Here is a 12,690-nt window from a genome sequence, read left to right as displayed (position 1 = left end):
TCAGCCCGGCGGGTCGACCGGGGCGGCGAGCTTGAGCGCGACCTGACCCGGCTGCAGGTCGACCGCCTCGCCGCCGACCCGCTCGACCGTGCCGTCGAGCGCGAGGCGTACGACGTACTGCCGGTTGCCGGCCACGAGCGTGGCCGCGACGGTGTCGTCGTCCTCCCAGGCCACCTCCGGGTTGATGCCGACCACACTGGTGCGGGCGCCGACCAGCTCGAAGTCGACCACCCGCTCGCCGGTCGCCGCGTCGAGGACCGCCATGGTCGGCGACCCGTCGGGTGTGAGGTAGTCGGTGAAGCCGAGCAGGTGCCGACCGTCGGGGCTGAAGCCGAGCAGCGAGTAGTCGCACGTCTGCCAGGCCTCGGCACCGCCTGCGCCGGCGTCGCGCACCTGCCAGCAGGAGCCGTCGCCGGTGAAGCTGGTCTGGACGGAGTAGAGGCCGGTGGCCTCCGACACCGAGCCCACCCGCAGCGAGCCGGGCAGCGGTGTGGTGCTCCCGTCCGGGCCGACGACGGACGCCGACTCGCGGTTGGTGGCGGGATCGGTCGTGCCGAGCAGGAGCGCGTCGCCGGGGAGGAAGCCGACCGGACGGACGCGGGCGTCCTGAGGACCCGGAGGCAGCGCCGTCCATCGCTCCTCCCTCGCTCCGTCGCGGTCCCGGTCCACGACGGTCCAGCGCGAGCCGTCGTACCAGGCCCAGGCGATGCGTGAGCCGTCCGGCGACACGGCCAGGGGGCTGGCCGGCGCCACCTCGTCGAGGACGCGGAAGTCGGGGTCGAGGACCTGCACGGCGCGGCCGCCGACGTCGTCGGTGAAGGCGATGCCGATCCACCCCTCGACGTACGGCGTCAGCTGGTCGTAGAGCCGGGGGAGGTCGACGGTCTCGCCGTCGACGGTCAGGCTCTCGTCGTCGACGTTGATGAGGGGCATGGCGAGCTCGGCGCCGACGGGCGCGGTGAGCGGGTCGATGCGGACGGTCCCGGTGATCCGGGGTGCGGGCGGCTCGGTCGCGGGCGGGACGTCGCTCCGCGGGGACGGCCCGACCACGCCGGCGCCGACAGGGATGGCGATCGCCAGGACGGCGGCGACCGCGGCACCGGCCACCACGGCGCGGCGCCGCTGGATCCGACGGGCGCGCGTGCGGACGTCGGTGACGGTGAACGGGGCGCGCTGCAGGGGGTCGGCGGTGCGGTGCAGCGCGTCGTGCACCTGGTCCTCGAGGGGAGTGGGGCTCATCGTGCATCGTCTCCGGACTCGTGGGGGTTGAGGGAGTGCGGGGCACGGGCGCGCAGCGCGGCCAGCGCGCGGCTGGCCTGCGACTTGACGGTCCCGACGGAGATCCCGAGCACGTCGGCGATCTCGGCCTCGCTCAGCTGCTCGTAGTAGCGCAGGACGACGACCGAGCGCTGCTTGGGCGGCAGGGTCTGGACGAACGACCAGAGCGCCCCGCCCATGCCGTCGTCGTACACGTCGACCGCGCCGGTCTCGGGCATCGTGTCGGTCGCGTGCTCGCGGCGCTTCCAGGCCCGCCGCCACAGCGAGTTGTTCTCGTTGACCATGATCCGTCGGACGTAGCCGTCGAGGGCCTCGCGGTCGCGGATGCGGTCCCAGGAGAGGTAGAGCTTGGCGAACGCCGTCTGGAGCAGGTCCTCGGCGCCGGCGTGGTCGCCGGCGAGGAGGTACGCCGTCCGGTAGAGCGCCGTCTGGCGCCCCGACATGTACGCCGAGAAGTCGGCGTCCTTGTCGGCCTGCCGGTCGTGCTTGCCCATGTCGACGAGTGTCGCGCTCATCGTCCACCTCCTGTCCGTCCGCGAGTTCTTCCGCGTGGTGTGTCGGGTGAGGACGCGACTCGTCGGCAGGTGGTTGCATCTGTTTGGCTTGCGTTGCAAGGCTCTCGTCGACCCGATCCACAGGAGGCACATCCATGCAGCAGGTCCAGGCCGTCGTCGCGCTCGCGAAGGGCGAGCCGGTGCAGCTCACCACGATCAACGTCCCCGATCCCGGCCCGGGCGAGGCGGTGGTGAAGGTCCAGGCCTGCGGGGTGTGCCACACCGACCTCCACTACCGCGAGGGCGGGATCAACGACGACTTCCCCTTCCTCCTCGGCCACGAGGCGGCGGGTGTCGTCGAGTCGGTCGGTCCGGACGTGACCGGGCTCGAGCCGGGTGACTTCGTCGTCCTCAACTGGCGCGCCGTGTGCGGCGACTGCCGCGCGTGCAACCGCGGCGAGCCGTGGTACTGCTTCGCCACCCACAACGCCACCCAGAAGATGACGCTCGCCGAGGGCGACCTCGCCGGCACCGAGCTGTCGCCCGCGCTGGGCATCGGCGCGTTCGCGGAGAAGACGCTGGTCGCCGCCGGCCAGTGCACGAAGGTCGACCCGTCGGCCCGTGCGGCTGCCGTGGGCCTCCTCGGCTGCGGCGTGATGGCCGGCCTCGGTGCCGCCATCAACACCGGCAACGTCGGCCGCGGCTCCACCGTGGCCGTCATCGGCTGCGGCGGCGTCGGCGCGGCCGCGATCGCCGGCGCGGCCCTGGCGGGGGCGGCGCGGATCATCGCCGTCGACCTCGACGACCGCAAGCTCGAGCTGGCGCGCTCGATGGGCGCCACCCACACGGTGAACTCCTCGGAGGTCGACCCGGTCGAGGCGATCCGGTCGCTGACGCCGCCGCCGGACGGCACCGGCCACGAGGGCGGCGCCGACGTGGTGATCGACGCCGTCGGACGCCCGGAGACGTGGAAGCAGGCGTTCTACGCGCGCGACCTCGCCGGGACCGTCGTGCTGGTGGGCGTGCCGACGCCGGACATGAAGGTGCCGGACATCCCGCTCATCGACGTCTTCGGCCGCGGCGGGTCGCTGAAGTCCTCCTGGTACGGCGACTGCCTGCCCTCGCGTGACTTCCCGATGCTCGTCGACCTCTACCAGCAGGGCCGGCTCGACCTCGACGCGTTCGTGACCGAGGAGATCGGCATCGACGACGTCGAGGCCGCCTTCGACAAGATGCACCACGGCGACGTGCTGCGCTCGGTGGTGGTGTTCTGATGGGCGCCTCACCCTCTTCCCGGTCGGTGCGGGTCGACCATGCCGTCGTCTCGGGGACGTTCTCCCTGGACGGCGAGACGCACGACGTCGACAACAACCTGTGGGTGATCGGTGACGACGAGCAGTGCCTGGTCGTCGACGCCCCCCACGACGTCGACGCGATCATGGCGGTCGTCGCCGGCCGGGCCGTCAAGGCGATCGTGTGCACCCACGCCCACGACGACCACGTGCGCGTGGCGCCGGAGCTCCGCCGCCGCACTGGGGCGCCGATCCTGCTGCACCCCGACGACCGCCCGCTGTGGGAGCTGACCCACGGGGGCGACGAGGAGGGCGCCGAGCTCTGGGACGTCGACCTGGCCGACGACCAGACGCTCACGATCGGGGGTGCCGCGATCAAGGTGATCCACACCCCGGGCCACGCGCCGGGCGCGGTGTGCCTCTACGTCCACGACCTCGGCTGCGTGTTCACCGGCGACACCCTGTTCGAGGGCGGTCCGGGCGCGACGGGCCGCTCCTACAGCGACGCCGACGAGATCAAGGACTCGATCCGTCGCCGGCTGCTCGAGCTGCCGGACGAGACGGTCGTGCACACCGGCCACGGTCCCGACACCACGATCGGCGCGGAGCGCGCCGGCCTTGCCGGCTGAGGCGTCATGGACGACTTCGTGCCCGCGGACTTCGAGCCACCGACGTCGCTGGTGACGGACGACTTCGTGCTCGAGCCGCTCGGGCCGCAGCACAACGAGTCCGACCACGCGGCGTGGTCGTCGAGCATCGCGCACGTCCGCGAGACGCCGGGCTACGCGGACGGGTCGTGGCCGCCGGTCGACGGCATGTCGCTCGAGGACAACCTCGCCGACCTCGCGCGGCATGCGGCGGACTTCGAGGCGCGGCGTGGATTCACGTTCACCGTGCTCGAGCCGGGCAGCCGCGAGGTGATCGGGTGCGTCTACCTCTACCCGAGCGCGTCGGACCAGCACGACGTCAAGGTGCAGTCGTGGGTACGCGCCGACCGGGCCGGGCTCGACCAGCCACTGGCAGGTGCCGTGGCCGCCTGGCTCGAGAGCGCCTGGCCGTGGGAGCGCCCGGACCGTCGCGGACGGTGAGTGATCCGTGGTGCCGTGCCACCATGGCGTGATGCGCTCCCGCCCCGCCAAGCCCCTGGTGAGCCTCGGAGCCTCCCTCGTGCTCGTCGCGTCGCTGGCCGCGTGCGACGGACAGGACCCGGACGGGGACGAGGAGCGGACGGCCGAGAGCACGGCCGCCACGAGCACGCCGACCGTCCCGCCGACGCCGTCGGAGGAGCTCGGGCTGGCCGAGGGGTGGGGTCCCACCGGGGCCGAGCTGGACCGGGCGGCGCGGATCGTCGGCCGGATGAAGCTGCCCGACCTCGCCGGGCAGGTCATCGTCGCCGACTGGCAGGGGACCGACGCCCCCGTGCGGATGGTCCGCGACCTGCACCTCGGAGGCGTGATCGCCTTCAGTGCCAACGTGGCCTCGGCCGAGCAGGTCAGGGCCGTCAACCGGGCACTGACCCGCCAGGTCCCCCGCAAGTGGCCGCTCTTCCTCGGCGTCGACCAGGAGGGCGGGGTGGTCGAGCGACTGCGCGGTGCGGCGACCCGGTTCCCGACCTTCATGAGCACGGGTGCCGCTGGTGACGCGCGACTGACGCAGGAGTCGTACGCCGCAGGGGCCGCGGAGCTGCGCGGGCTCGGCTTCACCGTCGACTTCGCCCCGGACGCCGACGTCACCTCGGGCCCCGGTGACCCGACGATCGGGTCGCGGTCCGCCTCGTCGCGACCCGGAGTCGTCGCCGAGCACGTCGTCGCGGCGGCCACCGGCTTCAGCACGGCGGGCGTCCTGCCGGTCATCAAGCACTTCCCGGGCCACGGCTCCGTGCCGGCCGACAGCCACCTGACCCTGCCGGTGCAGGGCAGGACGAAGGCCCAGCTCGAGGCGTCCGACCTCGTGCCCTTCGCCCGCGGCATCGAGGCCGGGCTCCCTGCGGTGATGGTCGGCCACCTCGACGTGCGCGCCGTGGACCCGCGGGTGCCGTCGTCGCTGTCGCGCAAGGTGGTCACCGGGCTGCTGCGAGACGAGCTCGGCTTCGCGGGCCTCGTCGTGACGGACTCGCTGGAGATGGCCGCCGTCACCCGCGGCCGCGACCCCGGGCGTACGGCGGTGCAGGCCCTCCGCGCCGGCTCCGACGTCCTGCTGATGCCGCCCTCGCCCGCCGTGGCCCGGTCAGCGCTGGTGCGCGCCGTGCGGGGCGGCACCCTGCCCCGCCGGCGGCTGGAGCAGGCGGCCGCGCGGCAGATCGCCCTGCTCACCCACCTCGCCCCGTCCGGGCAGCAGCCGAGCTCGGCGCCCGGTTCGGCGGCCGCAGCGTCCCGGCGACTCTCCGCCGCTGCGGTGACGGTCACCGACGGCGCCTGCTCGGGCCGGCTCGTCGGAGACGTCGTGCACGCCTACGGCGACCCGAGCGCGGTCGGGGCGTTCACCCCCGCAGCCCAGGCTGCCGGGATCACGGTCCTGGCCCGCCGCTCGCCGCCGGCCGACCTCACCAGCGCGAAGCCGAGGCCCGATCGCAGGAAGAAGGAGCGCAAGCGCGCCTACCAGCGGCGCGTGCGCGCCTGGGCGAAGGCCGAGGCCCGCCGGGAGCGGCGCCTCGACGCGTGGCACGCCGGTGAGGACGCGCGACTCGCGGCCGGCACGCAGATCGGGTTCACCGGCTACCGCGACGCCCCCGTCGACGGCCAGGTCGCCGTGGCCACCGACAGCCCGTGGGTGCTGGGTCGCGTGGCGGCCCCGACACGGATCGCCACCTACGGCGACACGCCTGCTGCGATGCAGGTGCTGGTCGAGGTGCTGACCGGTCAGGCTCCGGCACCGGGCCGGCTGCCGGTCGACGTCCCGGGCGTGGCACGACCCGGCTGCTGAGGGAACCGTCGCTCAGAAGGGCTCGACGAGCAGGGCAGTCCCCTGACCGGAGACCCGGGTGAGCACCAGGGTGGCCTCGTGGTCCCCGCGCAGGGACAGCCGCTTGCGGAGCTCGTCGGGGACGACCTGCACCCCACGCTTCTTGATCGTGAGCCGGCCGATCCCGCGCTCGTGCAGGGCCGCGCGCAGCTGCTTCTCGCGGTAGGGAAGGTGCTCGACGACGCGGTAGCCGCGGGCGAACGGCGTACGGAACGAGGCGTCGCTGGTGACGTAGGCGATGTGCGGGTCGACCAGCCCGCCCCCGACGCCGGCGGCGACCGCGGTGACCAGTCCGGCACGGATCACGGCACCGTCGGGCTCGTAGAGGTAGGCGCCGACCGGGCGGACCTCGGTGCCGGGCTCCCCGTCGGCGGGGGAGTCCTCGTCGGTGAGCGTGGCCAGCCCGTGCTCGCCGATCACGGTCGCGCGGCGGTCGGTCGTGGCGAGTGCCGGCGACCAGAGCACGGCCTCCTTGACCTCACCGCCGTCGCTGACCCACTCCGCCTCGACGCCCGACGGCACCAGGTCGTGGTCGATGCCGGGGGCGACCTTCACCAGCGAGCGGTGGGTGAGGAGGTCCAGCACCCATGGCCACGGGGGCGTCCACCCCTCGACGTCGAACACCCGACCCCGGCCGCCGCGGCGAGCCGGGTCGGCGAAGGCCACGTCGAAGGCGGCCGCGCCGATCGTCGTGGCGTCGCCCACCTGCACGGCACCGGCGAGGCCCAGGGCCTCGAGGTTGGCGCGGGCCATCGCCACCCGCACGGGGTCGAGGTCGACCCCGCCCGTGACGAGCCCGGCCCGCGCGAAGGCGAGGAGGTCGCCGCCGATTCCGCAGCCGAGGTCGATCACGCTGCCGCCGGGGATCGCGGCGGCCACCCGGGCCGCCCGGTGGTCGGCGACGCGTGCTCGCGTCGACTGCTCGAGGGCGTCGGGGGTGAAGAACATCTGGTGCGCCGCCTCGCCGAACTTCGCGACGGCCTTCGCGCGCAGCTGTGCCTGCGTGGTGGCCGCGGCGGCCTTCTCGGCGTCCGGCTCGAGACGTCGTACGACGGCTGCGACCCGCACCGGGTCACCTGCGTGCTCGGCCCAGGCCCGGGTGGCGTCGTCCAGCAGACGGGCTCCCTCGGCTGTCCGCAGCCAGTCCAGCGTCTCGATCTGCATCCCGTCATCCTGTCAGCGGCGACTCCGGCTAGCACTCGATTGGGCAGAGTGCTAGCGTCTGCTCTGGCACTCTCACCCCGAGAATGCCAACGCTCGCGAGCCTGGCACGACCCCCGCGACGGCGTGCCGCCGGACCGCGAGCCCACGTCCTGAAGATCTCTTGTTGAGAAAGTGGAGGTTGATCCGAAGTGTCGGTCAACATCAAGCCCCTCGAGGACCGCATCGTCGTCCAGACGCTCGAAGCCGAGCAGACCACCGCCTCCGGCCTGGTCATCCCGGACACCGCCAAGGAGAAGCCCCAGGAGGGCGAGGTCGTGGCGATCGGTCCCGGTCGCATCGACGACAACGGCAACCGCGTCCCGCTCGACGTCGCCGTGGGTGACAAGGTCATCTACAGCAAGTACGGCGGCACCGAGGTCAAGTACTCCGGCCAGGAGTACCTGATCCTCTCGGCGCGCGACATCCTCGCCGTCGTCTCCTGATTTTCCTCTTCGCCCGGAACGTCATGGCCGCCGGTCGCTGCTGCGACCTCCGGCCATGACGTCCGGGCGAAACCCTTTCACCCCGAACCTTTCCTAGGAGCACCTCGATGCCCAAGATCCTGGAGTTCGACGAGAACGCCCGCCGCGCCCTCGAGCGCGGCGTTGACGCCCTCGCCAACGCCGTCAAGGTGACGCTCGGCCCCAAGGGCCGCTACGTCGTCCTCGACAAGAAGTGGGGCGCCCCCACGATCACCAACGACGGGGTGACCGTCGCTCGCGAGATCGAGCTCGACGACCCGTTCGAGAACCTCGGTGCCCAGCTCACCAAGGAGGTGGCCACCAAGACCAACGACGTCGCCGGTGACGGCACCACCACCGCCACCGTCCTGGCCCAGGCCATGGTCCACGAGGGCCTGCGCGCCGTCGCAGCCGGCGCCAACCCGATGGGTCTCAAGCGCGGCATGGACGCAGCGGCCGAGGCCGTCGGCGACGCGCTGCGTGAGGCGGCCCGCGAGGTCGAGACCCGCGAGGACATGGCCTCCGTCGCCACGATCTCCAGCCGCGACAGCCACATCGGCGACCTGCTCGCCGAGGCCTTCGACAAGGTCGGCAAGGACGGCGTGATCACGGTCGAGGAGTCCAACACCATGGGCACCGAGCTCGAGTTCACCGAGGGCATGCAGTTCGACAAGGGCTACATCTCGGCCTACTTCGTCACCGACCCGGAGTCGATGGAGGCCGTCCTCGACGACGCCTACATCCTTCTCCACCAGGGCAAGATCTCCTCGATCCAGGAGCTGCTCCCGGTCCTCGAGAAGGTCATCGGGACCGGCAAGCCGCTGTTCATCCTCGCCGAGGACGTCGACGGCGAGGCGCTCTCGACCCTGGTCGTCAACAAGATCCGCGGCACCTTCAACGTCGCCGCGGTGAAGGCTCCGGCCTTCGGCGACCGCCGCAAGGCGATGATGCAGGACATCGCGACCCTGACCGGTGGTCAGGTCGTCGCCCCCGAGGTCGGCCTCAAGCTCGACCAGGTGGGCCTCGAGGTCCTGGGCCAGGCGCGTCGTGTGGTCATCACCAAGGACCACACCACGATCGTCGAGGGTGCGGGCGACAGCTCCGCCGTCGAGGGCCGCGTCAACCAGATCAAGGCCGAGATCGAGAACACCGACTCCGACTGGGACCGCGAGAAGCTCCAGGAGCGCCTCGCCAAGCTCGCCGGCGGTGTCTGCGTGATCAAGGTCGGCGCCGCCACCGAGGTGGAGCTCAAGGAGAAGAAGCACCGCATCGAGGACGCCGTCTCCGCGACGCGCGCCGCGATCGAGGAGGGCATCGTCGCCGGCGGTGGCTCCGCGCTCATCCACGCCGTGTCGGTGCTCGACGACAACCTCGGCCTCACCGGTGACGAGGCTGCCGGCGTCCGCGTGGTCCGCAAGGCGGCCGACGAGCCGCTGCGCTGGATCGCCGAGAACGGTGGCGTCAACGGCTACGTCGTGACCTCCAAGGTCCGCGAGCTCGGCGTCGGCAACGGCTACAACGCCGCGACCGGCGAGTACGGCGACCTGGTCGCCCAGGGCGTCCTCGACCCGGTCAAGGTCACCCGCTCGGCGCTGGTCAACGCGACCTCGATCGCCGCGATGCTGCTCACGACCGAGACCCTCATCGTGGACAAGCCCGAGGAGGAGGAGCCGGCCGCCGCCGGCCACGGTCACGGCCACGGCCACTGATCCCTCCGCTCCCAGCAGCACCCGCCGGCCCGGCAGACGACGTCTGCCGGGCCGGCGGCATTTCCCGCCGCCCTCAGCGTCCCCAGATCGTCCGGAAGGGCGTCGAGCAGTCGACGTCGACCTCGACGGGGTCGACGGTGTTGAGGTGGTAGATCTTGTAGCGGCCGCACGCGGTCTGCACGAACTCGTACTTGCGGATCAGCGAGCTCTGGATCGCGGTGGTGCCGAGCTCGCTCCACGTGCTGATGAAGGTCGCCTCGACGAACCACGTCGGCGGGTTGCTCCCGGTCAGCACCTCCTCGAGGTCGTCCAGGCCCGGGTCGAGGGTGCGCATCGGCAGCGACCAGAGATACGGGTACGGCGACTGGGCCCCGGTCGCCCACTGGATGTCGGCGCGCCCGCCGTAGACCAGCACCCGGTCGCCGGGCCAGGCCGCGGCCGCGATCGCCTCCCCGGTGCGGACCTCCACGGGGACCCGGCCCGCCACCCACGCACCCGTCCAGCCGAGGAGCGCGACGATGCTCGAGACCACCACGAGACCCACCGCGATCGGGGTGACCCGGTGGCGGACGCGGTCGAGGTGGTCGTGTGCCACGAGCGCGGCGAGGGCGAGCGCGAGGCCGGGGAGCGGCACGAAGAGGTACGGCGACCAGAAGCTCCCGCTGAGCGCGACGCCGAGCAGGTCGAGGCCGAGCATGACGGCGATCGCGACCACCGGCACGGGGTCGTGCCTCAGGAGGCTGCGGAGCCGGACCGCGAAGAGGGCGACGACGAGGAGCATGCCGGTGCCGGCGAAGATCAGAAGGAGCACCGAGATCCGGCTCGTCGCGCCCTCCGACTCCTGCGTGGCGATGACGTGGCTCGCGTCGGAGCGGAAGGTGACGACGGCGTACCACAGCGTCTGCAGGCGTACGCCGGCCCCGACCGCCCAGGCGACGACGACCACCACCGGCACGGCAGCCCCGGCGGCGGCGGCGCCGGCGCAGCGCAGCGCGTCGCGCCGGCCCACCTGCCGCGCGACCAGCGACCCGCCGAGCAGGACGGCACCGAAGACGAAGCCGCCGACGATGCTCTGCTTCATCCCCACCGCGAGCATCGCCAGCAGGCCGGCGAGGAACGCGTCGGGCGGTGATACGCGGCGCACGGCCCGCAGCGCCAGCCAGCACGAGGCCATCACTAGCGGGATGCCGAAGAGCTCGCCCTTGGCGGCGACCGGGTCGATCTCGGCGTTGCTGACCAGCGCCGCCGTCGCCACGGCCACCCAGCCGGCCAGCCGGCGCACCGCGGCCGGGTCCAGCACGCCGGCGCGGACCGCCACCTCCCGGGCGGCTGCCGCCGCGGCCAGCACCAGCAACGAGCACGCGAGCGCGCCGAGCAATCGGTGGGCGTACGGCCCTCCGACCCTGTCGGTCGCCTGGACCAGCCAGATGATCGGCGGGGGCCGGTCGACCCAGTAGCGCCCGTAGAGCGAGTCGGGCTCGGGCTGCCAGGCGCGGGCGACCATGAGGAACCCCGCCTCGTCCGGCCGCAGCGGCCACAGCAGGGACGGGAAGCGCGCGAGGAAGGCCACGACCGCCGCCGCCCAGACCATGCGGCCCGGACCCGGCCGGTCGCCCCCCACCGTCCCCACCCTGACACTGTCCCAGAGCGCTCCGAACCGCCCGTAGAATGGCGGCGTGGAGATCCCGGAGAAGTTCGCTGCGCTCGGCCTCACCTACGACGACGTGCTGCTGCTGCCGGGGGAGTCCGACCTCGCGCCCAGCGACATCGACACCACCACCCGCCTCACCCGTGAGATCTCGATCCGGGTGCCGCTGATCAGTGCGGCGATGGACACCGTCACCGAGGCGCGGATGGCGATCGCGATGGCCCGCGAGGGCGGCATCGGCGTCCTGCACCGCAACCTGTCCATCGAGGACCAGGCCCGCCAGGTCGACCTGGTCAAGCGGACCCAGACCGGCATCATCTCCAACCCCGTCACGATCGGCCCCGACGCGACGCTCGAGGAGCTCGACCGGCTGTGCGGCGAGTACCGCGTCTCCGGCCTCCCGGTCGTCGACCTCGACGACCACCTGCTCGGCATCATCACCAACCGCGACCTGCGCTTCACCCCCGTGGCGGAGTGGGCGACCACCAAGGTCGACGAGGTGATGACCCGCGAGGGCCTCATCACCGGCCACGTCGGGATCTCGCGCGACGAGGCGACCACCCTCCTGCGCGCCCACAAGCGCGAGCGGCTGCCGCTCGTCGACGGCGAAGGCCGGCTGAGCGGCCTGATCACCGTCAAGGACTTCGTCAAGGGCGAGCAGTTCCCCCACGCGTCCTACGACGACGACGGCCGGCTGCTGGTCGGTGCCGCCATCGGCTACTTCGGCGACGCCTGGGAACGGGCCACGACGCTGGTCGAGGCCGGCGTCGACGTGCTCGTCGCCGACACCGCCCACGGCCACGTCCACCTCCTCCTCGACATGGTGCGCCGCCTGAAGTCCGACCCGGCCACGAAGCACGTCCAGGTCATCGGCGGCAACGTCGCCACCCGCGAGGGCGCCCAGGCGTTCGTCGACGCCGGCGCCGACGCGGTCAAGGTCGGCGTCGGACCGGGCTCGATCTGCACCACCCGCGTCGTCACCGGTGTGGGAGTGCCGCAGGTCACCGCCGTCTACGAGGCGTCCCTGGCCACCAAGCCGGCCGGCGTCCCGCTGATCGCCGACGGCGGCATGAAGCACTCCGGCGAGATCGCCAAGGCCCTCGTCGCGGGCGCCGACGCGGTGATGGTGGGCTCGATGCTCGCCGGCTGCGAGGAGTCGCCGGGCGACGTCGTCTTCGTCAACGGCAAGCAGTTCAAGTCCTACCGCGGCATGGGCTCGCTGGGCGCGATGAGCAGCCGTGGCAAGAAGTCCTACTCCAAGGACCGCTACTTCCAGGCCGAGGTCGCCAGTGACGACAAGATCGTTCCTGAGGGCATCGAGGGCCAGGTCGCCTACCGCGGGCCGCTCTCCGCGGTCGCCCACCAGCTCGTCGGCGGTCTCAACCAGTCGATGTTCTACGTCGGCGCGCGCACGATCCCGGAGCTGCAGGACAAGGGCCGGTTCGTCCGCATCACGTCGGCCTCGCTCAAGGAGAGCCACCCCCACGGCGTGCAGATGACGGTCGAGGCGCCCAACTACAGCGGTTCGTGATCACGACCTAAGTAGCATTTCAGCGCGGCCCGGCAGGGCCTACGTTGGCTGGAGTCAGGGGATCGGGCCCCGCGACGACCTTGCACCGGCACGCTGTGCTCGATCCCGTTTTC

General features: G+C 72.5%; 11 protein-coding genes. 7 read left to right on the top strand and 4 right to left on the bottom strand.

Annotated elements, in window-relative coordinates; translation table 11 throughout:
* Together JOD65_RS20910 and JOD65_RS20905 are read right to left on the bottom strand one after the other, a co-directional pair.
* Positions 1 to 1,239: a TolB-like translocation protein gene (locus JOD65_RS20910; RefSeq protein ID WP_191194700.1), complete on the bottom strand. Its 1,239-nt coding sequence runs from the start codon at positions 1,237 to 1,239 to the stop codon at positions 1 to 3.
* Positions 1,236 to 1,793: a SigE family RNA polymerase sigma factor gene (locus tag JOD65_RS20905; protein WP_224747164.1), complete on the bottom strand. Its 558-nt coding sequence runs from the start codon at positions 1,791 to 1,793 to the stop codon at positions 1,236 to 1,238. Before JOD65_RS20905 ends, JOD65_RS20910 begins: the two co-directional genes overlap by 4 nt.
* Positions 1,794 to 1,927: 134 nt before the next feature.
* On the opposite strand from JOD65_RS20905, the gene JOD65_RS20900 reads away from it, so the two are divergent.
* Genes JOD65_RS20900 through JOD65_RS20885 form a run of 4 tightly spaced genes read left to right on the top strand, consistent with a single transcriptional unit; the run spans position 1,928 to position 5,986 of the window.
* Positions 1,928 to 3,046, top strand: coding sequence for an S-(hydroxymethyl)mycothiol dehydrogenase (locus JOD65_RS20900; RefSeq protein ID WP_191194701.1), 1,119 nt, complete (start codon positions 1,928 to 1,930; stop codon positions 3,044 to 3,046).
* Positions 3,046 to 3,693, top strand: coding sequence for an MBL fold metallo-hydrolase (locus JOD65_RS20895; protein ID WP_191194702.1), 648 nt, complete (start codon positions 3,046 to 3,048; stop codon positions 3,691 to 3,693). The genes JOD65_RS20900 and JOD65_RS20895 overlap by 1 nt, the downstream gene beginning before the upstream one ends.
* 6 nt (positions 3,694 to 3,699) lie before the next feature.
* Positions 3,700 to 4,152, top strand: coding sequence for a GNAT family N-acetyltransferase (locus JOD65_RS20890; protein ID WP_191194703.1), 453 nt, complete (start codon positions 3,700 to 3,702; stop codon positions 4,150 to 4,152).
* Positions 4,153 to 4,183: 31 nt separating this feature from the next.
* Entirely contained in the window at positions 4,184 to 5,986 is a 1,803-nt protein-coding gene (locus tag JOD65_RS20885; protein WP_191194704.1) for a glycoside hydrolase family 3 N-terminal domain-containing protein, read from the top strand.
* A gap of 12 nt (positions 5,987 to 5,998) precedes the next feature.
* On the opposite strand, the gene JOD65_RS20880 is transcribed toward JOD65_RS20885, so the two are convergent.
* Positions 5,999 to 7,189 carry a class I SAM-dependent methyltransferase gene (locus tag JOD65_RS20880; RefSeq protein ID WP_191194705.1) on the bottom strand — a complete coding sequence of 397 codons (1,191 nt, stop codon included), beginning with the start codon at positions 7,187 to 7,189 and terminating at the stop codon, positions 5,999 to 6,001.
* Positions 7,190 to 7,377: 188 nt separating this feature from the next.
* Between JOD65_RS20880 and groES the strand changes: the two genes are divergently transcribed.
* Both groES and groL read left to right on the top strand, forming a co-directional pair.
* Positions 7,378 to 7,671 (top strand): co-chaperone GroES, encoded by a 294-nt coding sequence (gene groES, locus JOD65_RS20875; protein ID WP_129455534.1) that lies wholly within the window; start codon positions 7,378 to 7,380, stop codon positions 7,669 to 7,671.
* A gap of 107 nt (positions 7,672 to 7,778) precedes the next feature.
* Positions 7,779 to 9,398, top strand: coding sequence for a chaperonin GroEL (gene groL, locus JOD65_RS20870; protein ID WP_191194706.1), 1,620 nt, complete (start codon positions 7,779 to 7,781; stop codon positions 9,396 to 9,398).
* A gap of 73 nt (positions 9,399 to 9,471) precedes the next feature.
* Here groL and JOD65_RS20865 read toward each other — a convergent pair whose 3' ends face one another.
* On the bottom strand, positions 9,472 to 11,028 hold the full coding sequence (locus JOD65_RS20865; protein ID WP_191194707.1) for a hypothetical protein: 1,557 nt from the start codon (positions 11,026 to 11,028) through the stop codon (positions 9,472 to 9,474).
* A 46-nt stretch (positions 11,029 to 11,074) separates the two neighbouring features.
* Between JOD65_RS20865 and guaB the strand changes: the two genes are divergently transcribed.
* Complete coding sequence (guaB, locus tag JOD65_RS20860) at positions 11,075 to 12,577, top strand: IMP dehydrogenase (protein ID WP_191194708.1); 1,503 nt, start codon at positions 11,075 to 11,077, stop codon at positions 12,575 to 12,577.
* Positions 12,578 to 12,690 lie beyond the last annotated feature (113 nt).

Source organism: Nocardioides cavernae, assembly GCF_016907475.1.
Classification (GTDB): Bacteria; Actinomycetota; Actinomycetes; order Propionibacteriales; family Nocardioidaceae; genus Nocardioides; species Nocardioides cavernae.
Note: the sequence above shows the minus strand (reverse complement) of the source record. Positions and strands in the feature narration are given on the sequence as shown.